The 24,666-nt window shown below is 53.4% G+C and carries 24 protein-coding genes and 2 pseudogenes; 14 read left to right on the top strand and 12 right to left on the bottom strand.

Annotated features, from left to right (window positions below):
* Positions 1-68: 68 nt before the first annotated feature.
* Genes OGV89_RS01375 through OGV89_RS01350 form a run of 6 tightly spaced genes read left to right on the top strand, consistent with a single transcriptional unit; the run spans position 69 to position 6,115 of the window.
* Positions 69-1,232: a YhfX family PLP-dependent enzyme gene (locus OGV89_RS01375; protein ID WP_003847973.1), complete on the top strand. Its 1,164-nt coding sequence runs from the start codon at positions 69-71 to the stop codon at positions 1,230-1,232.
* Positions 1,232-2,458 carry a phosphopentomutase gene (locus tag OGV89_RS01370; RefSeq protein ID WP_286558041.1) on the top strand — a complete coding sequence of 409 codons (1,227 nt, stop codon included), beginning with the start codon at positions 1,232-1,234 and terminating at the stop codon, positions 2,456-2,458. Before OGV89_RS01375 ends, OGV89_RS01370 begins: the two co-directional genes overlap by 1 nt.
* Positions 2,455-3,333, top strand: a complete 879-nt coding sequence (locus tag OGV89_RS01365; protein WP_048232915.1) for a phosphotriesterase-related protein — start codon at positions 2,455-2,457, stop codon at positions 3,331-3,333. The genes OGV89_RS01370 and OGV89_RS01365 overlap by 4 nt, the downstream gene beginning before the upstream one ends.
* 10 nt (positions 3,334-3,343) lie before the next feature.
* On the top strand, positions 3,344-3,697 hold the full coding sequence (locus OGV89_RS01360) for a DUF2620 domain-containing protein (protein ID WP_003023576.1): 354 nt from the start codon (positions 3,344-3,346) through the stop codon (positions 3,695-3,697).
* A gap of 11 nt (positions 3,698-3,708) precedes the next feature.
* Positions 3,709-5,013, top strand: a complete 1,305-nt coding sequence (locus OGV89_RS01355) for a YhfT family protein (RefSeq protein ID WP_046671293.1) — start codon at positions 3,709-3,711, stop codon at positions 5,011-5,013.
* Between the two features lie 13 nt (positions 5,014-5,026).
* Positions 5,027-6,115 (top strand): aminotransferase class I/II-fold pyridoxal phosphate-dependent enzyme, encoded by a 1,089-nt coding sequence (locus OGV89_RS01350; protein WP_286558037.1) that lies wholly within the window; start codon positions 5,027-5,029, stop codon positions 6,113-6,115.
* A gap of 65 nt (positions 6,116-6,180) precedes the next feature.
* On the opposite strand, the gene OGV89_RS01345 is transcribed toward OGV89_RS01350, so the two are convergent.
* The 6 genes from OGV89_RS01345 to tsgA all read right to left on the bottom strand — a co-directional run bounded on the left by OGV89_RS01345 (position 6,181) and on the right by tsgA (position 13,362).
* A complete protein-coding gene (locus OGV89_RS01345; protein WP_003837939.1) occupies positions 6,181-6,351 on the bottom strand; it encodes a YhfL family protein in 171 nt (56 codons plus the stop codon).
* 271 nt (positions 6,352-6,622) lie between these two features.
* Positions 6,623-7,996 carry a siroheme synthase CysG gene (cysG, locus tag OGV89_RS01340; protein WP_003847958.1) on the bottom strand — a complete coding sequence of 458 codons (1,374 nt, stop codon included), beginning with the start codon at positions 7,994-7,996 and terminating at the stop codon, positions 6,623-6,625.
* Between the two features lie 15 nt (positions 7,997-8,011).
* Complete coding sequence (gene nirC / locus OGV89_RS01335) at positions 8,012-8,821, bottom strand: nitrite transporter NirC (protein ID WP_003023587.1); 810 nt, start codon at positions 8,819-8,821, stop codon at positions 8,012-8,014.
* 186 nt (positions 8,822-9,007) lie between these two features.
* Complete coding sequence (gene nirD / locus OGV89_RS01330; RefSeq protein ID WP_286558035.1) at positions 9,008-9,334, bottom strand: nitrite reductase small subunit NirD; 327 nt, start codon at positions 9,332-9,334, stop codon at positions 9,008-9,010.
* Positions 9,331-11,874: an NADPH-nitrite reductase large subunit gene (nirB, locus tag OGV89_RS01325; RefSeq protein WP_003023592.1), complete on the bottom strand. Its 2,544-nt coding sequence runs from the start codon at positions 11,872-11,874 to the stop codon at positions 9,331-9,333. The genes nirD and nirB overlap by 4 nt, the downstream gene beginning before the upstream one ends.
* Positions 11,875-12,180: 306 nt before the next feature.
* Positions 12,181-13,362, bottom strand: coding sequence for an MFS transporter TsgA (gene tsgA, locus OGV89_RS01320; RefSeq protein WP_003847955.1), 1,182 nt, complete (start codon positions 13,360-13,362; stop codon positions 12,181-12,183).
* A 264-nt stretch (positions 13,363-13,626) separates the two neighbouring features.
* Here tsgA and ppiA point away from each other — a divergent pair, with 264 nt between their 5' ends.
* From ppiA to OGV89_RS22960, 6 genes and pseudogenes are all read left to right on the top strand, one after another.
* Positions 13,627-14,199: a peptidylprolyl isomerase A gene (gene ppiA, locus OGV89_RS01315; RefSeq protein WP_003023595.1), complete on the top strand. Its 573-nt coding sequence runs from the start codon at positions 13,627-13,629 to the stop codon at positions 14,197-14,199.
* Between the two features lie 106 nt (positions 14,200-14,305).
* A complete protein-coding gene (gene ficA / locus OGV89_RS01310; protein ID WP_096890049.1) occupies positions 14,306-14,473 on the top strand; it encodes a FicA/YhfG family antitoxin in 168 nt (55 codons plus the stop codon).
* The gene (locus OGV89_RS01305) at positions 14,463-15,065 is read left to right on the top strand and encodes a putative adenosine monophosphate-protein transferase Fic (RefSeq protein WP_096890047.1); all 603 of its coding nucleotides are present in this window, start codon (positions 14,463-14,465) and stop codon (positions 15,063-15,065) included. Before ficA ends, OGV89_RS01305 begins: the two co-directional genes overlap by 11 nt.
* A gap of 31 nt (positions 15,066-15,096) precedes the next feature.
* Positions 15,097-15,660 (top strand): aminodeoxychorismate synthase component 2, encoded by a 564-nt coding sequence (gene pabA / locus OGV89_RS01300; protein WP_003847954.1) that lies wholly within the window; start codon positions 15,097-15,099, stop codon positions 15,658-15,660.
* An 85-nt stretch (positions 15,661-15,745) separates the two neighbouring features.
* Complete coding sequence (gene argD, locus OGV89_RS01295; protein ID WP_003837946.1) at positions 15,746-16,963, top strand: bifunctional acetylornithine/succinyldiaminopimelate transaminase; 1,218 nt, start codon at positions 15,746-15,748, stop codon at positions 16,961-16,963.
* Between the two features lie 4 nt (positions 16,964-16,967).
* Positions 16,968-17,066, top strand: a pseudogene (locus OGV89_RS22960) (hypothetical protein); the annotation flags it as partial.
* Here OGV89_RS22960 and OGV89_RS01290 read toward each other — a convergent pair.
* Together OGV89_RS01290 and crp are read right to left on the bottom strand one after the other, a co-directional pair.
* Entirely contained in the window at positions 17,059-19,146 is a 2,088-nt protein-coding gene (locus OGV89_RS01290) for a YccS/YhfK family putative transporter (RefSeq protein WP_003023605.1), read from the bottom strand. The pseudogene OGV89_RS22960 and the gene OGV89_RS01290 overlap by 8 nt on opposite strands.
* Positions 19,147-19,197: 51 nt before the next feature.
* Positions 19,198-19,830 carry a cAMP-activated global transcriptional regulator CRP gene (crp, locus tag OGV89_RS01285; protein ID WP_000242758.1) on the bottom strand — a complete coding sequence of 211 codons (633 nt, stop codon included), beginning with the start codon at positions 19,828-19,830 and terminating at the stop codon, positions 19,198-19,200.
* Positions 19,831-20,136: 306 nt separating this feature from the next.
* Between crp and OGV89_RS01280 the strand changes: the two genes are divergently transcribed.
* A complete protein-coding gene (locus OGV89_RS01280; protein WP_003023611.1) occupies positions 20,137-20,541 on the top strand; it encodes an OsmC family protein in 405 nt (134 codons plus the stop codon).
* A 98-nt stretch (positions 20,542-20,639) separates the two neighbouring features.
* On the opposite strand, the gene OGV89_RS01275 is transcribed toward OGV89_RS01280, so the two are convergent.
* From OGV89_RS01275 to OGV89_RS01260, 4 genes and pseudogenes are all read right to left on the bottom strand, one after another.
* Positions 20,640-21,509, bottom strand: coding sequence for a phosphoribulokinase (locus OGV89_RS01275; RefSeq protein ID WP_003827751.1), 870 nt, complete (start codon positions 21,507-21,509; stop codon positions 20,640-20,642).
* A gap of 53 nt (positions 21,510-21,562) precedes the next feature.
* Entirely contained in the window at positions 21,563-21,781 is a 219-nt protein-coding gene (locus tag OGV89_RS01270; RefSeq protein WP_003023615.1) for a YheU family protein, read from the bottom strand.
* Positions 21,778-22,846, bottom strand: a pseudogene (locus OGV89_RS01265) (hydrolase). Before OGV89_RS01265 ends, OGV89_RS01270 begins: the two are co-directional and overlap by 4 nt.
* 35 nt (positions 22,847-22,881) lie before the next feature.
* Positions 22,882-23,601 carry an NUDIX hydrolase gene (locus OGV89_RS01260; RefSeq protein ID WP_003847950.1) on the bottom strand — a complete coding sequence of 240 codons (720 nt, stop codon included), beginning with the start codon at positions 23,599-23,601 and terminating at the stop codon, positions 22,882-22,884.
* 191 nt (positions 23,602-23,792) lie between these two features.
* On the opposite strand from OGV89_RS01260, the gene prs reads away from it, so the two are divergent.
* Positions 23,793-24,653 carry a ribose-phosphate diphosphokinase gene (prs, locus tag OGV89_RS01255; RefSeq protein WP_003023622.1) on the top strand — a complete coding sequence of 287 codons (861 nt, stop codon included), beginning with the start codon at positions 23,793-23,795 and terminating at the stop codon, positions 24,651-24,653.
* Positions 24,654-24,666 lie beyond the last annotated feature (13 nt).

Raw genomic sequence — 24,666 nt, 5'->3', positions numbered from 1 at the left:
GAGCTTATTGCACTCTAAATATTCAAAAAAATGAATATTTAACTGAAGGATTAGAACGAGGCAGAGAAATGTTTATAGATGCATTGAAACGCCAGAACCCCGCACTTATCTCCGCCGCTATCGCGTTGTGGCAGCAAGGGAAGATCGCGCCTGACAGTTGGGTCATTGATGTTGATCAGGTCATTGAGAATGGCAAACGCCTGCTGGATGTCGCCAGGCAACATGGCATCTCGCTATATCTGATGACCAAACAGGTAGGACGTAACCCGTGGCTGGCAGAGAAACTGTTGCAGCTTGGCTATGAAGGCATCGTGGTTGTCGATTACAAGGAGAGCCGCGTCATGCGCCGCGCCGGGTTACCGGTTGCGCATCAGGGACATCTGGTGCAGATCCCGTCGCGGCTGGTCAATGAGGCAGTGGCGCAAGGCACTGAGGTCATCACATTGTTCTCGCTGGAGAAAGCGCGCGAAGTTTCGGCTGCGGCGGTGAAGGCCGGCTGTGAACAGAACGTGATGCTGAAGGTGTATGACAAGGATGATTTTCTCTATCCGGGGCAGGAAAGCGGATTTCCGCTGAAGTATCTGACGGATGTGGTCAATGAAATCGGCAGCCTGCCGGGCCTGCGTCTGTGCGGGTTAACCCATTTCCCCTGCCTGTTATGGGATGAAAAATCAGCGCAGACGATGCCGACGCCTAATCTGCACACGCTGGTGAGCGCCCGACGTCAGTTGGCGGAAGCCGGGATTGCCATTGAGCAACTTAATGCGCCGTCAGCCAGTAGCTGCGCGTCACTTCCCCTGTTGGCGGAATATGGCGTCACCCATGCTGAGCCGGGTCATGCGCTGACCGGCACCATTCCTTGTAACCAAAAAGGCGACCAGCCGGAACGCATTGCGATGCTGTGGTTAAGCGAGGTTTCACACACGTTTCGTGGGGACAGTTATTGCTATGGCGGGGGCTATTACCGTCGTGGTCACGCGCAAAACGCGCTGGTCTTTACGCCAGAAAATGACGCGCCTATAGCCGCAAAGCTTAAACCCGTCGACGACAGCAGCATTGACTACTACCTGCCTGTGGCCGGTGAGTTTCCGGTGAGCAGCGCGGTGATTTTCTGTTTTCGCACCCAGATCTTCGTGACGCGTAGCGACGTGGTGCTGGTGTCGGGCATTCAGCGCGGCGTAGCTGAAATCGTCGCGCGATACGACAGTCTCGGCAATATTCTGGAGGACTAATGGCCCGATTCGTGGTGTTGGTAATCGACAGTTTTGGCGTTGGCGCAATGAAAGACGTCACGCGGGTCAGGCCGCAGGATGCCGGAGCGAATACCTGTGGTCATATCCTGGGCGAACTCCCGCAGTTACGGCTGCCAACGCTTGAGAAGTTGGGGCTGATTAACGCTCTGGGCTTTGCGCCTGGCGTGATGAAACCTTCGGAATCGGCGGTCTGGGGCGTTGCGGAACTGCAGCATGAAGGGGGAGATACCTTTATGGGCCATCAGGAGATTTTAGGCACACGGCCTCAGGCCCCGCTGCGGATGCCATTTAGCGACGTCATTGATCGCGTTGAGCAAGCGCTAAAAGCCGCAGGCTGGCAGGTGGAACGTCGCGGCGGCGAACTGGCGTTTCTGTGGGTCAACGATGCGGTTGCAGTGGGCGATAACCTAGAGGCGGATTTAGGTCAGGTCTACAACGTCACTGCCAACCTGTCCGCCATTGCGTTTGATGAGGTGCTAAAGATTGGCCGCGTAGTGCGTGAACAGGTTCAGGTCGGGCGCGTCATCACCTTTGGCGGCCAGCTTGCGAACAGCCAGCGCATTCTGGATGCCGCCGAAACGATGGAAGGGCGCTTTGTCGGCATTAATGCCCCACGCTCCGGCGTGTATGAAAGCGGTTTTCAGGTCAGGCATATGGGCTTTGGCGTAGATGAGCAGGTACAGGTACCGCAAAAACTGCATGACGCCGGAATCCCTACCGTGCTGGTCGGTAAAGTGGCGGACATCGTTGGCAATCCGCACGGGCGCAGCTGGCAAAACCTGGTAGATAGCCAGCAGATTATGGATATCACGCTTAACGAATTTAACGCGGAGTCGACGGTATTTATCTGTACCAACATTCAGGAAACCGATCTCGCCGGACACGCTGAAGACGTCGCACGTTATGCCGAACGGCTGCAGCTTGTTGATCTTAATCTTTCACGCCTTCTGACCGCTATGGAGCCAAATGACTGTCTGGTGGTCATGGCCGATCACGGCAACGATCCGACCATAGGGCACAGCCACCATACCCGGGAAGTTGTGCCGGTATTGGTGTATCAACAGGGGCTGGAGCCTGCGCAATTAGGTATCCGGGCGACGTTATCCGATGTTGGCGCTACGGTGTGTGAATTTTTCGGCGCGGCGGCGCCACAAAACGGCTGTTCTTTTCTCTCGGCATTGCGCCTTACAGGAGACACCTTATGAACTTTGATCCGACGGGCTACACCTGGGTCCACGAACATCTGCATATCGATCTCTCCGGATTTAAGAATAACCTCGACTGCCGGTTAGATCAGTACGATCTCATTTGTCAGGAAATGAAGGATCTCCGGGCGTTAGGCGTCAGCAACATTATTGAGATGACCAACCGCTATATGGGACGTAATCCGCAATTCATGCTCGACCTGATGCGCGATACCGGAATTAACGTCGTGGCCTGCACAGGCTATTACCAGGATGCGTTCTTCCCTGAACATGTTGCGGCCCGAAGCGTGGAACAGCTCGCGCAGGAGATGGTCGATGAGATAGTCATCGGTATTGATGGTACTGAATTGAAGGCCGGAATTATCGCGGAAATCGGCTCTAGTGAAGGCGTGATTACGCCGCTTGAAGAGAAGGTGTTTATCGCCGCGGCGCGGGCACACATCGAAACCGGACGCCCCATCTCAACCCATACCTCTTTTAGCACGATGGGAGTGGAACAACTGGTGTTGCTACAGGCGCACGGCGTCGACCTTTCCCGCGTAACCGTGGGTCACTGCGACCTGAAAGATAATCTCGACAATATCTTACGCATGATCGAGCTCGGCGCGTATGTGCAATTCGATACCATCGGAAAAAACAACTATTACCCGGACGAGAAACGCATCGCCATGCTGCACGCGATACGCGATCGCGAACTGCTTAGCCACGTCATGCTCTCTATGGACATTACCCGCCGCTCGCATTTAAAAGCCAATGGCGGCAATGGCTACGACTATCTGTTAACCACCTTTATCCCACAGCTGCGCCAGTCAGGATTCAGTCAGGCCGATGTGGACATGATGTTACGTGATAACCCCTCAAAATTTTTCCAATAAGGACAGAATCATGAAAAAGATTGGCGTTGCTGGCTTACAGCGTGAGCAGATTAAAAAAACCATCGAAACCGCAGCACCGGGCTGCTTTGAAGTCTCCATTCATAACGATATGGAAGCGGCGATGAAGGTGAAATCCGGACAACTGGATTACTACATCGGCGCTTGTAACACCGGCGCGGGTGCAGCACTGTCGATTGCCATCGCGGTGATTGGCTACAACAAAAGCTGCACTATCGCCAAGCCGGGTATTAAGGCGAAAGACGAACATATCGCAAAAATGGTTGCGGAAGGGAAAGTGGCGTTTGGTCTCTCCGTCGAACATGTTGAACATGCGATTCCGATGCTGGTTAACCACCTGAAATAAAAGGCATGACTATGGATCTGTATATTCAGATTGTGGTGGTGGCCTGCCTGACCGGCATGACGTCACTTCTGGCACACCGCTCGGCGGCCGTCTTTCATGACGGCATCCGCCCGATTCTGCCGCAGCTGATCGAGGGGTACATGAACCGCCGTGAGGCGGGAAGTATCGCGTTTGGTCTGAGTATCGGCTTTGTCGCGTCAGTGGGGATCTCCTTTACCCTGAAAACCGGCTTGCTCAACGCCTGGCTGCTGTTCCTGCCGACGGATATTCTCGGCGTGCTGGCAATGAACAGCCTGCTGGCGTTCGGTCTGGGCGCTATCTGGGGCGTATTGATTCTGACCTGCCTGCTGCCGGTGAACCATCTGCTCACGGCGCTGCCGGTGGATGTGCTGGGTAGCTTGGGTGAATTAAGTTCGCCGGTGGTTTCTGCATTCGCACTCTTCCCGCTGGTGGCGATTTTCTACCAGTTTGGCTGGAAACACAGCATTATCGCGGCGGTGGTGGTACTGATGACCCGCGTGGTGGTGGTGCGTTACTTCCCGCATCTGAACCCGGAATCAATTGAGATTTTTGTGGGGATGATGATGCTGCTGGCGATCGCCATTACGCATGATATTCGCCATCGTGGCGATGAAGAGATGGATGCCAGCGGGTTATCTGTCTTTGAAGAACGAACCTCACGGATTATTAAAAACCTGCCGTATATTGCCATCGTTGGCGCGCTGATTGCCGCCGTTGCCAGTATGAAAATTTTTGCTGGTAGCGAGGTCTCAATTTTTACGCTGGAAAAAGCCTATTCAGCGGGGATTACGCCTGAGCAATCGCAGACGCTGATTAACCAGGCGGCGCTGGCGGAATTTATGCGTGGGTTGGGTTTTGTGCCGTTGATTGCCACCACCGCGCTGGCAACCGGTGTATACGCGGTAGCGGGCTTCACCTTTGTTTATTCCGTTGGTTATCTGGCTCCGAACCCGTGGATAGCGGCCATCCTGGGCGCTATCGTGATTTCCGCGGAAGTGCTGCTGCTGCGCTCAATTGGCAAATGGCTGGGGCGTTATCCGTCAGTGCGTAACGCATCGGACAATATTCGTAATGCGATGAATATGCTGATGGAAATGGCGCTGCTGATAGGCTCGATTTTTGCCGCCATCAAGATGGCGGGCTACACCGGTTTCTCGATTGCGGTAGCGATTTACTTCCTTAACGAATCGATAGGGCGTCCGGTGCAGAAGATGGCGGCCCCGGTCGTGGCGGTGATGATTACGGGTATTGTGCTGAATATTCTCTACTGGTTTGGTCTGTTTGTTCCGGCCTGAGGAGGCGTAAAACATGAAGACGTTCCCTCTGCAAAGTCTTACGCTCGCGCAAGCACAACAAAAGCAGTTTGCGCTGGTGGATACGCTCTGCCGTCACTTTCCTGGCGCTGACTTTCTGGCCGGTGGCGATTTGGGGCTGGCCCCGGGGCTGAATCAGCCCCGGGTCACGCAGCGTGTGGAAAAGGTGCTGGCCGAGGCGTTTCATGCTGAAGCCGCCGTGCTGGTTCAGGGTGCTGGCACCGGGGCTATTCGCGCCGGGCTGGCCGCACTGCTCAAACCCGGCCAGCAGCTTCTGGTTCATGATGCGCCTGTGTATCCCACTACACAGGTGCTTATTGATCAGATGGGGATCGTGCTGGTCAGGACTGATTTCAACGATCTTTCGGCGATTAAGCGGGCTATCACTGAGCACCGCCCCGATGCAGCGTTGGTGCAGCATACGCGTCAACAACCACAGGACAGCTATATTTTAGCCGAGGTACTGGCGGAAATTACACGGTGTGACGTGCCGACGTTAACCGATGATAACTACGCGGTGATGAAAGTAGAGGGTATCGGCTGCGAGTGTGGGGCGACGCTGTCCACCTTTTCCTGCTTTAAGCTCTTCGGCCCGGAAGGCGTAGGGGCGGTTGTCGGCAAGGCAGAGGTCATCGCTAAAATTCGTAGCACCCTCTATTCCGGCGGCAGCCAGATCCAGGGAGCGCAGGCGCTCGAGGTACTTCGCGGTCTGGTTTTCGCTCCGGTGATGCATGCGGTGCAGGCTGGCGTTTCTGAGCGTCTGCTGAATCTGCTCGATAGTGGAGCGATACCTGAGGTGAAAAAAGCGGTTATTGCTAATGCCCAGTCGAAGGTGCTGATCGTTGAGTTTCACCAGCCGATTGCCGCCCGTGTGCTGAAAGCGGCGCAAGAGAGAGGTGCGCTACCGTATCCGGTAGGAGCGGAGTCGAAATATGAAATCCCGCCGCTGTTTTATCGCCTCTCCGGGACCTTCCGTGAAGCGAATCCAGAGCTGGGCGACTATGCGATTCGTATTAATCCCAATCGCAGTGGCGAGGACACGGTGCTGCGGATTTTGCGGGAAAGCGTGAGTGCATGTGAGTGAGCGTAAATCTAAAATGAAAAAACCGGGAAATTCCCGGTTTTTTTGTATCTGCGCAATCGCGTATATTATTGATTTGCAGCCGGGCCGCAGCCACCAATAATTTTAGAAATTGAAATTGCTGGATGGAATAAATAATCGTAGCTACAGTTGTTTTTTGTGTTTTCGATATGACCAGTACATGCGGTCAGCGTAGCCAGCACACCTGCCACGATGGTGATTTTTGCAAATTTAAACATGATAAAATCCTTGTAAGATATCTATTTTTTAAATGGATGAAATCCATTTCTCGGCGGTTAAGATATCAACTAAGGAAGATTTTAAATAGTCCGAATAAGGACATGATAATGTTAGGGTAAATTATATTTTTAATGAATTAAAATGCTATGAAATGTATCTATTTTTAATAAATTGATGAATGCTATGGATGATATTTTATTTAGATTAAATATTAACTTTTGTGAATCATAAATAAATGCCCTGAATATCAGGGCATTTATTAGCATTCAATTAATGATTCGAGAACCAGTTCAGCTTATCGCGTAGTCCAACCACGCGACCGACGATAATCAGCGCCGGGCTTTCAACCTGTTGCGCCAGTTCACCGAGTTGTGTAAGCACGCCGTTGACGACGCGCTGTTTCACGGACGTTCCGTTTTCTACCAGCGCAACCGGCATGTCTGCGGGCATGCCAAACTCGATCAGTTTTTGCTGGATGGTGGCCGCCTGATTTAGCCCCATGTAGAACACCAGTGTCTGTTTCTCGGCCGCCAGGTTTTCCCAGTCCAGCTCACCGCCGGTTTTCAGGTGTCCGGTAACCAGACGCACGCTCTGAGCGTAATCACGATGGGTCAGTGGAATGCCGGAATAGGCTGAACAACCAGAGGCTGCGGTAATACCAGGCACTACAGAGAATGGAATACCTGCATGGCACAGGGTTTCCAGCTCTTCACCACCGCGGCCAAAGATGAACGGGTCGCCACCTTTCAGTCGTACCACGCGCTTGCCCTGTTGTGCTTCACGCAGCAGGATCTGATTTATCTCCTCCTGCGGTACGCAGTGATAGCCCGCACGTTTGCCGACGAACACTCGGTCTGCATCGCGGCGTACAAGGTTCATGATGTCGTCGGAAACCAGGCGGTCATAGACCACGACATCCGCTTGTTGGATCTGCTGTAGCCCTTTCAGCGTCAGCAGGCCGGCATCGCCAGGACCGGCGCCAACCAGCACCACTTCACCACGGTGATCCAGCGGTTCGCTGAGCATTTGCTCGGTGGTTTCCTCGACGGCTTTCAGGTCATTGTTCGCCAGCGACTGCGCCAGGCGGTCATTCACGAACAATTTTTCCCAGAAGCGGCGACGTTCACCCATGCTGGCAAACTGTTTCTTCACCCGAGAGCGCAACTTGCCGGCATATTGTGCGACTTGGCCCAAATGCTGAGGCAGTACGGATTCAAGCCTTTCACGCAGCAGACGGGCAAGCACCGGCGATGTCCCGCCGGAGGAGACCGCCACCATCAGCGGCGAGCGGTCGATAATGGAGGGCATGATAAAACTGGCTGCTTTTGGCGCGTCGACCACGTTGCAGAAGATACGACGTGACTCCGCGGCGGTGCTGACGCTTTGGTTGACGGCATCGTCATCGGTGGCGGCAATAGCCAGCCAGCAGGTGTTGAGCAGGGACTCATCGAACGGTCCCTCAACCAGCGTCAGCATGCCTTCATCTGCCCATACTTTGAACTGCGGAATAAACGCCAGTGCATTAACCGTTAAACGGGCGCCCGCTTCCAGCAGTAACCGCGCTTTGCGTTCTGCGACATCACCACCGCCGACGATCAAGCAGTCGCGGTCACGTAGTTGACAAAATATAGGCAAATGGTCCACGACATTACCCCTTAATTAATTATTAGCAGCCGCCTCTGGCTGGTTGATTTTTGCCGGAGCCGGACGCTCCGATTTTGGCGTAGCATACCAATAACCTAATCCCATGAATACGACACCGGACAAAGTATTACCGAGTGTCACCCACAGCAGGTTATGACCAATTCCTGACAGGGTATAAGCTTCGCTGTGATGGCCGAACCAGGAGAGGGCAAACAGCGTCATGTTGGCCACCGAGTGCTCGTAGCCGGAAGCGATAAACGCCAGCAGACACCACCAGATAGCGAGGAATTTTGCCGCGCCTTCGGTACGGATTGCCATCCATATTGCCAGACAAACCAACCAGTTACACAGTGCGCCTTTAAAGAACAGCACCGTTGCAGGCGCGGTGGTTTTCGCCAGCGCGACCGAATGGACGATGCTGGTATCGACCGGCAGCAGACTGCCGCCTCCCCAGCTATAAAGCAGGGCGACAAACACGGATCCGACCAGATTTCCCAGCCAAGTTTGCGGTAGGATAGCCCACATTTGGCCGTGGCTGATGGTGCCCGCTTTGACGCCGAGCGTCAGGAACATGGTGTGACCGGTAAACAGTTCTGAACCGGCAATAATGACCAGCGTTAAGGCGATACCAAAGGTTGCACCCATCACCAGCGGACGTACGGACGGGTCGAGCAGGTTACCGAGGGTAAAAATAAGGATGATGCCGAGGCCAACGTAGGCCCCTGCCATTGCCGAACTGACCCAGAACCCGAGCGGGTTATTTGCCGACAGGCGTGCGATGCGCGCAGCGTTAGCCGCACACTTATTGATAGTGTCTGTGAACATGTGTTGATTATCCTTGAAGTACAAAAATAAAAAGAAATCGTAACCGTAGGCCGAATAAGGCATTTATGCCGCCATCCGGCAATGTGCTTTTGCAATTGCCTGATGGCGCTACGCTTATCAGGCCTACCAATAAAAGACCTACAAATACGTCAAAAAAGGGGAGGCGTTGCGCCTCCCAAAAATTTATTAATCGCGCAGTTGCACCGTGCCGTCTTTCACTCGCGCTTCGTAATGTTTCACGGAGAACTGTTCGTCTTCCATGCACAGTCCGTCGCTTAAACGAAAACGCTGTTTTTTCAGCGGGCTGGCAACCCACAATTCGCCCTGATGTTCAGCAATAAGCCCACGAGAAAGCACACTGGACTCAAAGAACGGGTCGATGTTGCTGATCGCAAACACCTGGTCGCTGTGATACGGGCGGAAAATTGCAACCTGCTCGTTACCTAACAGGGCGCAGACGCCTGTTGCAGGCAGAATGTCATCGATTTTGCAGATGTTTTTCCACTGGCTCATGCGTTTTCCTCCACCAGAGTCACCGGGATACGCTCATAAGGCGTGGCCGGACGATGTTGTTCACGTTCAGGCACAACCTGGACATTCGGATCGCGTTTATCGCTGTTGATAAAGTGTTTGAAGCGAACCTGCGCGGATGGAGTGTTAACGGTTTCTGTCCACTCGCAGACCACCGCTTCACGCAGACGGGCCATCTCTTCTTCAAGATGCTGGTTCAGGCCCAGCTTGTCGTCGATGATGACGGACTTCAGATACTCGATACCGCCTTCCAGATTGTCTAACCACGGTGCGGTACGGGTCAGTTTGTCGGCGGTACGGATGTAGAACATCATGAAACGATCAAGATACTTGAGCAGCGTTTCGCGATCGATATCTGCTGCCAGCAGGTCTGCATGGCGAGGTTTCATCCCGCCGTTACCGCAAACGTACAGGTTCCAGCCTTTCTCAGTGGCGATGATACCTACGTCTTTGCCCTGAGCTTCCGCACATTCGCGGGTACAACCGGAGACGCCGAATTTCATTTTGTGCGGGGTACGAATGCCTTTGTAGCGATTTTCCAGCTCCACGCCGAAGCCGACGCTATCGCCGACGCCATAACGACACCAGGTGCTACCTACGCAGGTTTTCGCCATACGCAGCGCTTTGGCATACGCGTGGCCGGTTTCAAAACCCGCTTCAATCAGCTGACGCCAGATTTCCGGCAGGTCATCTTTCTGCGCGCCGAACAGACCGATACGCTGAGAACCGGTAATTTTGGTGTACAGGTTAAATTCACGCGCGATACGGCCCACGGCCACCAGGCCTTCAGGGGTAATTTCACCGCCCGCAGAGCGCGGGATCACGGAGTAAGTACCGTCTTTCTGGATGTTAGCCAGGAAGTTGTCGTTGGTGTCCTGCAACGGCGTGTGCTGCGGTTTGAGGATGTACTCATTCCAGCAGGAAGCCAGCAGAGAACCCACGGTAGGTTTACACACTTCGCAGCCGTAGCCTTTCCCGTGTTTGGCCAGCAACTCTTCGAAAGTTTTAATGCCTTCTACGCGGATCAGGTGGAACAGTTCCTGACGTGAATACGGGAAGTGTTCACACAGGTTGTTATTCACTTCGATACCCTGTTTCGCCAGTTCGGCGTTCAGGACCTGCGTTACCAGCGGGATACACCCGCCACATCCGGTACCGGCTTTGGTTTCCGCTTTCAGCGCCGCAACGGTATGGCAGCCTTTGTTGATAGCGGCAACCAGCATGCCTTTGGTGACGTCAAAGCAGGAGCAAATCTGCGCGCTGTCCGGCAGTTTATCGACACCGATAGATGGCTTACCGCTGCCCGCATGCGCTGGCAGAATCAGTGAATCTGGATTTTCCGGCAGTTCAATGGCGTTCAGCACCAACTGCAGCAGATTGCCGTAATCGCTGGTGTCGCCAACCAGAACCGCGCCGAGCAGGGTTTTGTTATCTTCGCTAACGATCAGGCGTTTGTAGACTTCTTTGCTTTCGTCGAGATAGACATAGCTACGTGCACCCGGCGTGCGAGCATGCGCGTCACCAATACCGCCGACGTCAACGCCGAGCAGCTTCAGCTTGGCGCTCAGGTCCGCGCCTTCAAAGGCGTTTTCAGTTTCGAGAATATGGTCAACGGCAACCTGCGCCATTTTGTAGCCAGGAGCGACCAGACCATACACGCGGTTGTTCCAGCTTGCGCATTCGCCGATGGCATAGATGTCCGGGTCAGAAGTCTGGCAGGTGTCGTTAATGACGATACCGCCGCGTGGCGCGACGTCAAGGCCGCACTGGGTGGCCAGTTTGTCGCGTGGACGAATACCGGTAGAGAAGACGATGAAATCGACTTCCAGTTCGCTACCGTCGGCAAAACGCATGGTTTTGCGCGCTTCGGTGCCTTCCTGAACGATCTCTTTGGTGTTTTTGCTGGTGTGCACACGCACGCCCATGCTTTCAATTTTGCGACGTAACTGCTCGCCACCCATATGATCCAGCTGTTCAGCCATCAGCATTGGGGCGAATTCAATCACGTGGGTTTCAACGCCGAGGCTTTTCAGCGCACCAGCGGCTTCCAGGCCCAGCAGGCCACCGCCGACCACGGCACCGCGTTTGCTACGGCGCGCGCAAGACTCAATCGCGTTGAGGTCTTCGATGGTGCGGTAAACGAAGCAGTCCTGGGTTTCCGAACCTTTAATCGGTGGGATCCACGGGTAAGAGCCCGTCGCCATGATTAGCTTATCGTAGTAAACCGTACGACCTGCGCTGGAGTGGATTACTTTCTCCTGGCGGTTAATGGTAATTGCGCGCTCGCCCACTAACACCTTAACGCCGTGCTTCTCGTAGAATCCTTCACGCACCAGAGAAAGCTCTTCGGCGGTGTGGTGGGAGAAGTAGGAAGACAGGTGTACGCGGTCGTATGCTTTGCGGGGTTCTTCACAGAAGACGGTAATATCAAAATTGGCAGCGTCGGATTTATCAAGAAGATCCTCAATAAAGCGATGGCCGACCATACCATTACCGATAATAGCGAGTCTGACTTTGCTCATTTTTGCCTCGATTTCTTTTCTATTACTGCCTACCTTAACGATTCAGCAACCGCACTTATTGATGCAAATCAAATTCGCCCTTATATACTCCTTAAGAGGTATATAACTGATTTGTCAGCATTTTTATAAGTGACGGAATTATTTGAGTTTTCGTGTTTGTATAAATAGCGTACAAATTAAGGGGTTTTTGTAAGAATTGGCCTACATGACCAGTGAAAGAAGAGAGGGGGCGAAAATATGCCGGATGATGTGGATACCATCCGGCAGTGTGTAGGCCGGGCTAGCGAAGCGCCCCCGGCACTGAGATTAATGCATTGCTGGCGCGTTATGCTGGCGATGACGCGTGACGAAGCCAAGAATAAAGCACATTACGAATACAACCGCATACAAGCCGTTAGCCGTCTGCAATGCCGCCTGCGGGCCGCTATGTGCCACAATAGGGCCGGTTACCACGAAGGTGAGCATAGTACCAATGGTGCCGCAGGTCAGAACGAAGTTAACCAGTTTGGGTGAGGCGACCTTCGTCTGCTGGGAGCCAAGGGTAATGATGGTGGTATAAATCGCGCTGGAGAAGAAGCCCAGCGTCAGAATGAACCACGGCATATGTTCCGGCGTACCCGTGATAAACAGATACATCAGTACGGTGGCCAGACCCGCCAGTACGGTCAGGATGCGTTGCAAATCGAAGAAGCGCAGAATGAAGCTAAACGCCCACATGCCAACCATGTAAGACATCCAGAAGTCGCTGACCAGTTTACCTGCGTCGTTCAGGCTCATACCCAGGCTTTTGGCGTATTCCGGAACCCAGGAGATAAAGCCCAACTGACCGAGGATGTAGCACAGCGCGGCGATCGCCAGAAACAGCACGCCAATCCCCCATTTTTCTTTTACTACCGGCGCGTCTGACTGCTGAGCGTGTTTACCCAGTGCCGGAAATTCACAACCGAAGGTCAGCAGGAAAATGGCGACGTATACCAGGCCGATGCAGGCATAGACCCAATACCATTCGATGCTGCGCGCTAACAGGAACGCGGCAACCATCGGGAAAATCATACCGGCCATGCTGAAGAAGGAGTCAGTAAACAGCAGGCGGGAACCGCGCTGGCGACCTTCGTACATTTGAGTTACCAGGAACGTACCAATCGACATGGTTATACCGCTCACAAGACCCAATACAAACATGGCGGCAGAGAACAAGGCCAGGCTATGGCTGAGCATCAGTCCGGCGACTGCCAGTACCATCAGGATAAAGCCGAAGCGCAACTGGGTTTTCAGGGGCACGATTTCCATTAGCCATGCATTTAGAAAGATAGAGATCAGAATGCCGGCATTCAGGAAGGTGAAGGTGTTACTCATGCTGGAAACGGGCAAATGGAAGTAATCTGCGATGTTTCCCATCACCATCCCGGTGACAATTACCAACGCACCTGTCAGGGCGTAGGAGAGAAAGCTAATCCATGTGAGCTTGATGCGATTGCTGTTAGTCATGACTGGCCTGTATAGAAGTGTAAGGCGCATTGACTGCGCCGTGAGCGGGCAGATTTTAGGCGCTTTTGTGATGTATTTAAATATTTATTGGTAATGACTTTGTTTATTACATTTTTGTATGTGATCTAAATCACATTGATTCATGCGGCAGTAAGGTTACATTTGTTTCAAGTACGTAAAATTAGGTAAAGGGATGGCCTTGTCCTTGAAGGCTCTTTAGAATCAATTCACTTGCTTCATTTCTGCTCTTGTTAAGGAATTCTCATGCTCAAATCGACTCTGGCGGCTGTTGCAGCTGTTCTCGCTCTTTCTGCTCTCTCTCCCGCAGCACTGGCAGCAAAAGGTGACCCTCATGTTCTGCTGACAACCTCTGCTGGTAACATTGAGCTGGAGCTGAACAGTCAGAAAGCCCCGGTTTCAGTGCAAAACTTTGTCGATTATGTCAACAGCGGTTTCTATAACAACACTACGTTCCACCGTGTCATCCCTGGCTTCATGGTGCAGGGTGGCGGTTTTACCGAGCAGATGCAGCAGAAGAAACCTAACCCGCCAATCAAGAATGAAGCCGATAACGGACTGCGTAACACCCGCGGCACGATTGCTATGGCACGTACAGCGGATAAAGACAGCGCGACCAGCCAGTTCTTTATCAACATTGCAGACAACGCTTTCCTCGATCACGGCCAGCGCGACTTTGGCTATGCTGTCTTCGGAAAAGTTGTGAAAGGTATGGATGTCGCGGATAAGATCTCTCAGGTACAGACCCATGATGTCGGTCCATACCAGAATGTTCCGTCAAAACCGATTGTTATCCTTTCTGCTAAAGTTCTGCCGTAATCGCATCTAGCGCGGGTAGTTCTTGCCCGCGTTCACCCCTCTCTCTGCGTAACCCGAAATTGCTGCTTATACTTGTGGCAAGTGTCGGCTCATTCAGGGAGGTCACGTGAAAAAACTCACCGATAAACAAAAGTCCAGGCTGTGGGAACAGTGGCGAAACGCCAATTTCCAGGCCAGCCGACGGCTGGAAGGCGTAGATATTCTACGGGTTACTCTGAGTGCTGAAGACGCTCTGGCGCGTCTTGAAGAGCTGAGGAGGCACTATGAGCGATAAATTCGGTGATGGTCGCGACCCGTATTTATATCCGGGCCTGAATGTCATGCGTAACCGTCTGGGGATTCATCAGGCGCAGCGTTTGGCGCAGGCGGCTTATGAACTGACGGCGCTGCGTGCGGCGACTATCGAATTGGGGCCGCTTAAACGAGGCTTACCGCACCTGTGCGCCATTCATCGCCAGCTGTATCGAGATATTTTTGACTGGGCGGGACACCTGCGCGAAGTCGATATTTACCAGGGCGATACTCGCTTTTGCCATTTCGCCTATATCGAGAAAGAGGGCAATGCACTGATGCAGGACCTGGAAGATGAGTCCTGGCTGGTGGGATTACCGGAAGACAAGTTTGTCGATCGTCTTGCGCACTATTATTGCGAAATCAATGTGCTGCATCCGTTTCGCATTGGTAGCGGTCTGGCGCAGCGTATTTTCTTCGAACAGTTAGCGATTCATGCAGGGTATGTGCTGAGCTGGGATGGCATTCCGGTTGAGGAGTGGAATCAGGCTAATCAGAGCGGGGCGATGGGTGACCTGTCTGAACTGCGGGCGATATTTCGTAAAGTGGTAAGCGAAGCACCGGAAACTGAGTAGAATAGCGCGGTTCTTATGTACCGGAGCCGCCATGATCCTGCTTATCGATAACTATGATTCTTTCACCTGGAACCTGTACCAATACTTCTGCGAACTGGGGGCTGATGTCCTTGTCAGGCGCAACGACGAGCTGACGCTGGCGCAAATTGACGCGCTGAGCCCGCAAAAAATCGTCATTTCCCCGGGACCCTGTACGCCGGATGACGCCGGTATTTCGCTGGAGGTTATTCGCTATTACGCAGGGAAGATCCCTCTGCTGGGCGTTTGTCTGGGGCACCAGGCGATGGCGCAGGCCTTTGGCGCGACCGTGGTTCGGGCGGCGAAAGTGATGCATGGTAAAACGTCGCCGATTACGCATAACGGGCAGGGCGTTTTTCAGGGGCTCGCCAATCCATTAACGGTAACGCGCTACCATTCTCTGGTGGTCGCTCCCGAAACCCTTCCTGACTGCTTTGAGGTGACCGCCTGGAGTGAAACACAGGAGATCATGGGTATTCGCCACCGGGAATGGGATATGGAAGGGGTGCAGTTTCACCCGGAGAGCATTCTCAGCGAACAGGGGCATCAGCTGCTGGCTAATTTCCTCAACCGGTGATTTGTGGTTGCTATTCAGTGATTTTTTATTCATATTTTGTGATTATAATTTCACTAGCATTTCTGCTTAACAGGGTGGTAATGACATGGCAACTGAACAAACTGCAATTACACGCGCGACATTCGATGAAGTGATTCTGCCGATTTATGCACCGGCTGAGTTTATCCCGGTAAAAGGGAAAGGGAGTCGAGTATGGGATCAACAGGGTAAAGAGTATGTTGATTTCGCGGGCGGCATTGCAGTTACCGCGTTAGGGCATTGTCATCCTGCGCTGGTTGAGGCGTTAAAAACCCAGGGTGAAACCCTGTGGCATACCAGCAACGTTTTCACCAACGAACCGGCGTTACGCTTAGGTCGTAAACTCATTGATGCGACTTTCGCCGAACGCGTACTGTTCATGAACTCCGGTACCGAAGCTAACGAAACCGCCTTTAAGCTGGCGCGCCACTATGCCTGCGTGCGTCATAGCCCGTTCAAAACCAAAATCATTGCCTTCCATAACGCGTTTCATGGTCGCTCGCTGTTTACCGTATCCGTCGGCGGGCAGCCGAAATATTCCGACGGCTTTGGACCAAAGCCGGCAGATATCATCCATGTCCCGTTTAACGATCTGCATGCGGTCAAAGCGGTGATGGACGATCACACCTGCGCGGTGGTGATCGAGCCTATTCAGGGCGAGGGTGGTGTTACTGCGGCAACGCCGGCATTCCTGCATGGCTTGCGTGAACTTTGTGATCAGCACCAGGCGCTGTTGGTATTTGATGAAGTACAGAGCGGGATGGGGCGTACTGGCTCACTGTTTGCCTATATGCACTACGGCGTGACGCCGGATATCCTCACCAGCGCCAAGGCGCTCGGTGGCGGTTTCCCGGTGAGCGCGGTGCTGACCACCCAGGAGATTGCCTCCGCGTTCCACGTGGGTTCACACGGCTCCACATACGGCGGTAACCCGCTGGCCTGCGCGGTTGCGGGAGCTGCGTTTGATATCATCAACACGCCGGAAGTGCTGGAAGGTATTCAGGCCAAACGCCAGGCGTTTGTTCAGCATTTGCAGAAAATTGACCAGCAGTTTGACATTTTCAGCGACATTCGCGGTATGGGACTGCTGATTGGCGCCGAACTGAAGCCGCAATTTAAAGGCCGGGCGCGTGATTTCTTGTACGCCGCGGCGAATGAAGGCGTGATGGTATTGAACGCCGGACCGGACGTGATGCGTTTCGCGCCGTCGCTGGTGGTGGAGCAGACTGATATCGATGAAGGGATGCAGCGCTTCGCGCAGGCCGTGGCGAAAGTGATGGGTTGACGGATTGCCGGATGGCGCTACGCTTATCCGGCCTACGAATCACACCTTACTCTGTAGGCCGGATAAGGCGTTTACGCCGCCATCCGGCAACTCTCTTAACCTTTCATATCCCGCAACCGGCGGCTCAGCCAGATCCCATGGTGCGGTCGCTGACGCCATGCTACCGACGAAATGGTATGCATGGTGTTCAGATGCCCCAAAACCCGCTGCAGATGCTGCTCAAGGGTGCTTAAAGGCCCATGGGACAGCATCTCTGGCGCCTCAAGAATATTCACATCGCCGGAGCTTCCGGGTCCGTCATATTCCAGCCGCTGCTGACAGCGCTGGATCGCAATTTCACAGGACTCCAGATAACGCTGCGCCAAATCCGGCGTCAGCATCGTATGTTCCCTTGCCAGCGTAGTCATTGCGTTGATGTGTTCGACGATGAACTGACTATGCGTAACCCACAGTTTCATGTCCGCCAGATAGTGCGAGTTGAACCCAGGTTCCTGCATCGCCTGGTTAAGTGAGTTGAACAGCGTGTTATGCGCCTGGTTGACCCGCATGCGTTGATACGCCAGCGGTGTGGCCTGGGGATCGTTGCTAAGAATCAGGCGAATGGCCTCCTGATCGGCTTCTAACGCATCGTGGGCGTTTTTACGCAGTAAACCGCTCTGCCACTGCGGCCACAGCCAGAGCATCCCGCCAAAAGCGATCAGGCAGCCAGTGACCGTATCGATAAACCGCGGCACGATAAACTGTTCCCCGTTCAGTGTCAGCAGTTGCAGGGTATATACCGCGGTGACGGTAAAGCCGACGGTAGCCCAGCCGTAGTTTTTGCGGATGGTCAGATAACTCACCAGGGTTATCAGTAGCATGCCTGCCAGCGTGTAACCTTCCTGAATATGAAAGTGCAGCGTGACGCCGGCGATCACCAGACCGACGAGCGTCCCTACTGAACGGTGTAAGATACGTACCCGGGTTGCCCCGTAGCCATTTTGCGTGACAAACAGGATTGTCATCAAAATCCAATAGGGTTTTGGCAGGTGTAAGGCGCTGCCCATCAGGCTGGCAATGCTCAACATGACGCTGATGCGTCCGGCATTACGCAGCGCAGGGGATTTCAACGACAAATAGCTTTTCAGGGCAGGGATCAGCGGCAGCCGACGCTGCTTGTCAGCCATTAAATCACGGGCATACAGTGGTCGCTGGGTGCGTAGCACACGGGCAATACGGCTGAAGTGCCAGTAGCAAAATTGACCTACCGGATTGTCCGGATGCTGGTTGGCGATTTTCTCCAGCGTGCCAATCTGCTTTTCCATTGAGAAACGGGTCGGTAAGCGGTGATACAAAATATCATCGGCCAGTACGCGAAGGCGTTCGGCGACGGTTCGTGCGTTCCAGCGAATCACTTGTTCGGCGTGGCTACGTTCGACCAGCTTTTGCACCTCTTCCGGCTGGTGGAGGCTAACGGAAATATGTTCCTGTAAATCGAGCGCCTCCTGAAAGGCACGTAGCAGGCGCTTATAATCGTTGTTGCGATGCGCCGACAACATATGCATTTGCTGATAGCACTGGGTAATTAAATCCACCGCTTTTTGCTGGCGCACCAGCAGGGGAGGCAGCGCTTTTTCTGGGTCGGCATGCTGGGTCAGCATGCTGTACTTGGCCTCACAGTAATCGGCTAATTCGCGATACAACAAGCTGAGCGACTCACGCAGCGGCTGCTCGCGCCACATCCAGAACCAGAACCAGTTGAACAGACCGTACCACAATGTGCCTAGCGCGTAGATTAGCAGCGGCTCCCAGACGGGCATGTTACCTGCCAGACTGAGTGTGAAAATTGCCGCGATAAGCGAGGCAGGTAGTAGTCGCGCATGCAGAGGGCCTAATTCTGCGGTTACACCAAGAATCAGCGTCAGGCCGGTGAGGATCAGCGGTAGCGGTATAGTCTGTGCCAGCAGTAATTGCATGATCAGACTGCATCCGGCAAACAAAGACGCGCCAATCACTAAGCGTTTGAAAAAGCGCTTATGCGGAGTATCAAGACCGGCAATATTGCAGCAGGCAGGGACGAGGGAAAAGAGGAGTCCCAGATGAAGCTGACCGATGATCAGACCGACGGCCACAGGTAAACATAGCACCAGCGTTTGTCGTAGTGCGTAGTTGATCTCTGGGTGGTATATCAGTCTTCGCCACATCGGAGCAAACAAAAGTGGCGCATTACGGGGTAACGCGCCACTTCGATGGGGTTAACGTGTGCCGTAGACGACGATGGTCTTACCGTGTGCGGAGATCAGGTTCTGATCTTCCAGCATCTTCAGAATACGACCGACGGTCTCACGGGAGCAGCCAACGATCTGGCCGATTTCCTGACGGGTGATTTTAATCTGCATGCCGTCCGGGTGGGTCATCGCATCAGGCTGTTTCGCCAGATTCAGCAGAGTCTGCGCGATACGACCGGTAACGTCGAGGAAGGCAAGGTTGCCCACTTTTTCAGACGTGACCTGCAGACGGCGAGCCATCTGAGAGGACAGGCGCATCAGAATATCTGGATTGACCTGGATTAATTGGCGAAATTTTTTGTAGGAAATTTCAGCGACTTCACATGCAGTTTTAGCACGGACCCAGGCGCTGCGTTCCTGACCTTCTTCGAAGAGGCCTAATTCACCAATAAAATCGCCCTGATTCAGATAAGAAAGGATCATTTCTTTCCCTTCTTCATCTTTGATCAGCACTGCCACTGAGCCTTTAACGATGTAGTACAACGTTTCCGCTTTTTCACCCTGGTGAATCAGCGTGCTCTTCGATGGGTACTTATGAATATGGCAATGAGACAAGAACCATTCGAGAGTCGGGTCTGTTTGCGGTTTGCCAAGCACCATGCGCGGTTATCCTCTGTTATAAGCTGTCTCCAGAGCCAAAAAACATCCTGTCTCTGGGTTTGCAAAAATGTGCTTCCCGCTACCTGGGAAGGGGGCTGTCAATACGTGCGACGGCCTGTAATGTGATGTCCTCTGCATACATGCAGTACGTCAATGTATTACTGTAGCATCCCGACTGTTTTAGCATAGCTTTCGCCGTGTGTCTCCTGGTGTCTCGCTTCAGCATGACGCAGGTCGCCTTCCGTTGCGAGATTTGTTGTGTGCGCGTAATCTGTCAGGAAAATTGATGCATCGGAGTAATAAAATATGCAAGCACGTGTTAAGTGGGTTGAAGGGCTGACCTTCCTCGGTGAGTCCGCTTCTGGCCACCAGATTTTGATGGACGGTAACTCCGGTGATAAAGCGCCGAGCCCGATGGAAATGGTCTTAATGGCTGCGGGTGGTTGCAGCGCAATTGATGTGGTGTCGATCCTGCAAAAGGGTCGTCAGGATGTGACCAACTGCGAAGTGAAGCTGACCTCCGAGCGTCGTGATGAAGCGCCGCGCCTGTTTACCCATATCAACCTGCATTTCATCGTAACGGGTAACGATCTGAAAGATGCGTCCGTCGCACGTGCGGTCGATCTTTCGGCGGAAAAATATTGCTCCGTGGCGCTGATGCTGGAAAAGGCGGTGAATATTACCCACTCCTATGAAGTGGTTGCCGCGTAATTGCTGATGCCGGATGGCGGCGTTGCCTTATCCGGCCTATAGGGTGATGTTGAGTCGTAGGCCCGATAAGCGAAGCGCCATCGGGCGCTTTCCACATATCACTCTATCTTTTTGCCTTCCATCAGTCGCTGCACCAGCGGCAGCATAATCAATTCCATCGCCAGACCCATTTTTCCGCCCGGTACGACCAACGTATTGATATGAGAAATGAATGAGCCCTGCAGCATGGCCAGCAGCCACGGGAAGTCGATCCCTTCCAGATTACGAAAATGAATCACGACAAAGCTTTCATCGAGTGACGGAATGCTCTTGGCGGCAAAGGGATTAGAGGTATCGACGGTTGGTACGCGTTGGAAGTTGATATGCGTACGGGAAAACTGTGGTGTGATGTAATTGATGTAATCGTCCATTGAGCGCACCACCGAGTCCATCACCGCTTCACGCGAGTGTCCACGCTCGCTGGTATCGCGGGTCAGCTTCTGGATCCACTCCAGGTTCACGATCGGCACCACGCCAACCAGCAGATCGACATGCCGGGCAACATTTTGCTGAGGGGTGACAACGCCGCCGTGAAGTCCCTCATAGAACAGGACATCCGTCGGTTCAGGCAGCGGCTGCCAGGGCGTAAATGTCCCCGGAACCTGATTCCACGGTACGGCCTCATCGTAGGTGTGCAGGTATTTACGCGACTGACCTTTGCCCGTCTGGCCGTATTCAATGAAGGTTTGCTCCAGCAGACCGAAGTCGTTAGCTTCGGGGCCGAAATAGCTGATATGCCGCCCGGCATCGCGTGCTTTGCGAATCGCCATGTCCATTTCCGGACGGGTATAGCGGTGAAAACTGTCACCTTCCACCTCGGCGGCGCGCAGGTTTAACTGCGCGAAAATTTTACGAAACGCGAGGCTGGTGGTGGTGGTCCCCGCGCCGCTGGATCCTGTTACCGCAATCACCGGATGTTTGGCAGACATAACAACTCCATGAAATGGTTGTAATTATAGTAAAGTCGGCCGGCGGCTACGGATTACTCGTGAATCTGCTTCCTCGGCATAATGTTGACCGTTTCATGCAGTTCGGACCACACCAGCACGGCTTCACCTGATTGTAGTTGGCGTTTGACGTCGGCGACTTTTTGTTCGAGCGAGCGTTCATGTTCACCGTAATCGGTGCCTTCACGCAAGACAAAGCTTTCAATCAGATTGTCCAGCGCGTCCGGAGAGATATCTTGCCATGGGATAATCATGATGACGCCTCCAGATACGTTGTCAGCCAGTCCGGGATTCTTGATTCCAGCCACATCTCAGGACGGCGCACTGTGCCACCAATAAATCCGACGTGGCCGCCATGTTCAGTCAGCTGATATTCCACCTGCGAAGGCAGATTTTCCGGTTTCGGGATCACGTGATGATCCATAAACGGATCGTCTTTAGCATGGATAATCAGCGTTGGTTTGGCGATCCGATTGAGCAACGGCATGGCGCTGCACTGGCGGTAATAGTCTATAGCATCGGCGAAACCGTGGATTTTGGCGGTGATCAGATCGTCAAAATCGCGAATGCGGCGCAAAGATTTCAACTGGGCCAGGCTTACCGGCAGCGAACCGGGATACGCCTCAAGCTTACGCGAGGCGTTGGCTTTCAATAAATTGAGCAGGTAGCGCTGATAGACACGGGAAAAGCCCTTGTCCATATGGTAGCTACAGGCTTCGAGCACGAAAGGCGCAGAAACGATAACCGCTGCATCTATCGGAATATTGTTGCCTTCTTTTGCCAGCAGACAAGCCAGCATGTTTCCACCGAGTGAATAACCTACCGCGGCGGTCGGTGCGCGACCGAACTCACGATCCAGCCAGTGTAAAAACCAGGTGCCATCTTCTGTTTCACCGGAGTGATAAATACGGTTCAAACGATTGGGCTCACCACTGCAACCGCGAAAATGCATTACCACGCCCAGCCAGCCGCGCTTTTGTGCTGCTTCAATCAGGCCATGTGCGTAGGGGCTGTTCAGACTACCTTCCAGACCGTGAAAAACCACCAGGCGCGGTTTGTGTCTCGCCTGTTGCGGATCTTCACTCCACGCCAGATCGACGAAATCGCCGTCGGGCAATTCCAGACGCTGCCAGTGGGCGTCGAACTTCACCTTACGGCGAATTAATCGCGGCAGCATCGTCTGCAGATGGCGGTTACTGATACCGCGCATCGGGCGGAATTCTCGCGAATCGTCGGTAGGTGGGGTCATTTCTGTGGACGTGATTTCAACCATAACACCGGAGCAATTAATAATCGGAAAGAATAACTATACCGCGCACAGCGCGTGCGGGTTAGCCAATATGTGATTTTGTCGCTAGTCAGTCAGCAGGTTACGCGAGAAAAAATGAAAATCGACGTTAGGTTTACGTCGCCACAGGCGGGCTTTACGCGTCCCTGTCGCCACGCTTTCTCCAGTATCTTCAAACATTCCTGACGCTTCAAAGCGACGAATCAGACTTTTACGCTGGATCGACTGACCGAGGATCACCTCAGTGGCTTCGAGTAGTTGCCCATGGGTAAATGTTTCTGGCAAGCAGTACACTGGCAGGAGCGAGTACATCGTTTTTTGCCGCAAGCGATGCAGCGCCGCTGTAATGATTTTCTCGTGATCAAACGCGAGTGAATAGTTTTTCAGCTCATCAACCGGCACCCAACGGGCATTGCTGACGCTGGCGATATGGGGCGCGCAGTCTACCCAGGCGATTAGTGCAAACCAGGTGACCGTCAGGCTCCAGCCGCGCGGGTCACGATCAGGCCCGGAAAAGGTATCCATTTGTTCCAGCCACGAAGGCGAAACACCCGTTTTTTCAGTGAGTTTGCGCAGCGCGGTGGCACGGGTTGAATCATCGTTTTCGATATCAATAAAGCCGCCGGGTAATCCCCAACGTCCTTTTTGCGGCTGCATTGCCCGCTCGACCAGTAATACGCACAGCGCCTGCTGATGCAGGGTAAATAACGCACTATCTACCGTCACCAGAGGTGAAGGGAAGCGGCTGGCGTCGTACTGATTCAGGTAGTCGGCTTCGGTGGTCATAAGGTACTCACGATGATTTGTAACGCTGATAAGTGTACCAGCCCGGCACCGGGGGGCAAGGTTCGTTTTTTCTCATTACTTATCAGTGGATTAACTAACAGCTTAAAAATAATTCATTTTCTGCTTGCTTAATATGTGTCTTAGAGACATTATTAATTGTGTCGAAGGGACACAATTAAGGGGTGAGCGCGATGAACATAAAATTGACACTAACTTTGGACGACCAGGTCTATGCCGTTGCCAGCGGTGTTTTTCCTGATGGTGCTGTCTGGTTAAAAGTCACCGATGCGTTGCCAACCTTTGCTCGCCTGATGCGCATCCGTGCCACGGCTATGCGCGATATGAACGATTTTATGCTGCTGGCGCAACTGGTTGAGGCGGTCCGTCATCAGACCGATGTACTGGTCAGCCATCTCGACCTTCCCTGGCTGCCGTGGGCGCGTCAGGACAGACATATGGTATCGGGTGACAGCTTTGCGCTGAAAGTCTTCGCCAGTCAGCTCAATACGTTGAAATTTGACAAGGTCAACGTGCTCGACCCGCACAGTGACGCGGCGGCGGCTGCAATCGACAACTTTGTGGCGATCCCCCAGGAGGTTTGCCTGATGCAAAGCGCGTCATTATCGCGGCTGTTTCAGCAAAACGCGCTGATGTTGGTTGCTCCCGATGCAGGATCGCTGAAGAAGATTGATGCCGTAGCCAGAGCGGCCGGTGTGGAGCAGTACGCCATCCTGAGCAAAAAACGTGATGTGGCAAGCGGCAGCCTGACGGGATTTGCGTTATTGGCCGGAGACGTCAGGGGGAGGGATCTGCTGATTGTCGACGACCTGTGTGATGCTGGCGGCACCTTCATAGGTTCTGCGCAGGTGCTACGTGATGCCGGTGCCCGCAGCGTTAGCCTGTACGTCACCCACGGGATCTTTTCTAAGGGCGTTGAACACCTGTTTGCTAACGGTATTGACGCCATCTACACCACCACTTCTTTAGCTGCCCCGACGCTGGAACATCCGCAGCTTGAACTTATCGATATTGACGCGATTTACCGCGCCTGAGGGAGAGACTGAT

Source organism: Citrobacter sp. Cf125 (genome assembly GCF_030333935.1).
Lineage (GTDB): Bacteria > Pseudomonadota > Gammaproteobacteria > Enterobacterales > Enterobacteriaceae > Citrobacter > Citrobacter freundii.
The sequence above is the reverse complement of the archived record's forward strand: the minus strand, read 5'-3'. Positions and strand labels throughout refer to the sequence as shown.

Coding starts and splice junctions, on each gene's coding strand:
- OGV89_RS01375 (WP_003847973.1), top strand. CDS start 69: ATGTTTATAGATGCATTGAAACGCCAGAACCCCGCACTTATCTCCGCC.
- OGV89_RS01370 (WP_286558041.1), top strand. CDS start 1,232: ATGGCCCGATTCGTGGTGTTGGTAATCGACAGTTTTGGCGTTGGCGCA.
- OGV89_RS01365 (WP_048232915.1), top strand. CDS start 2,455: ATGAACTTTGATCCGACGGGCTACACCTGGGTCCACGAACATCTGCAT.
- OGV89_RS01360 (WP_003023576.1), top strand. CDS start 3,344: ATGAAAAAGATTGGCGTTGCTGGCTTACAGCGTGAGCAGATTAAAAAA.
- OGV89_RS01355 (WP_046671293.1), top strand. CDS start 3,709: ATGGATCTGTATATTCAGATTGTGGTGGTGGCCTGCCTGACCGGCATG.
- OGV89_RS01350 (WP_286558037.1), top strand. CDS start 5,027: ATGAAGACGTTCCCTCTGCAAAGTCTTACGCTCGCGCAAGCACAACAA.
- OGV89_RS01345 (WP_003837939.1), bottom strand. CDS start 6,351: ATGTTTAAATTTGCAAAAATCACCATCGTGGCAGGTGTGCTGGCTACG.
- nirC (WP_003023587.1), bottom strand. CDS start 8,821: ATGTTCACAGACACTATCAATAAGTGTGCGGCTAACGCTGCGCGCATC.
- nirD (WP_286558035.1), bottom strand. CDS start 9,334: ATGAGCCAGTGGAAAAACATCTGCAAAATCGATGACATTCTGCCTGCA.
- nirB (WP_003023592.1), bottom strand. CDS start 11,874: ATGAGCAAAGTCAGACTCGCTATTATCGGTAATGGTATGGTCGGCCAT.
- tsgA (WP_003847955.1), bottom strand. CDS start 13,362: ATGACTAACAGCAATCGCATCAAGCTCACATGGATTAGCTTTCTCTCC.
- ppiA (WP_003023595.1), top strand. CDS start 13,627: ATGCTCAAATCGACTCTGGCGGCTGTTGCAGCTGTTCTCGCTCTTTCT.
- OGV89_RS01305 (WP_096890047.1), top strand. CDS start 14,463: ATGAGCGATAAATTCGGTGATGGTCGCGACCCGTATTTATATCCGGGC.
- pabA (WP_003847954.1), top strand. CDS start 15,097: ATGATCCTGCTTATCGATAACTATGATTCTTTCACCTGGAACCTGTAC.
- argD (WP_003837946.1), top strand. CDS start 15,746: ATGGCAACTGAACAAACTGCAATTACACGCGCGACATTCGATGAAGTG.
- OGV89_RS01290 (WP_003023605.1), bottom strand. CDS start 19,146: ATGTGGCGAAGACTGATATACCACCCAGAGATCAACTACGCACTACGA.
- crp (WP_000242758.1), bottom strand. CDS start 19,830: ATGGTGCTTGGCAAACCGCAAACAGACCCGACTCTCGAATGGTTCTTG.
- OGV89_RS01280 (WP_003023611.1), top strand. CDS start 20,137: ATGCAAGCACGTGTTAAGTGGGTTGAAGGGCTGACCTTCCTCGGTGAG.
- OGV89_RS01275 (WP_003827751.1), bottom strand. CDS start 21,509: ATGTCTGCCAAACATCCGGTGATTGCGGTAACAGGATCCAGCGGCGCG.
- OGV89_RS01270 (WP_003023615.1), bottom strand. CDS start 21,781: ATGATTATCCCATGGCAAGATATCTCTCCGGACGCGCTGGACAATCTG.
- OGV89_RS01260 (WP_003847950.1), bottom strand. CDS start 23,601: ATGACCACCGAAGCCGACTACCTGAATCAGTACGACGCCAGCCGCTTC.
- prs (WP_003023622.1), top strand. CDS start 23,793: ATGAACATAAAATTGACACTAACTTTGGACGACCAGGTCTATGCCGTT.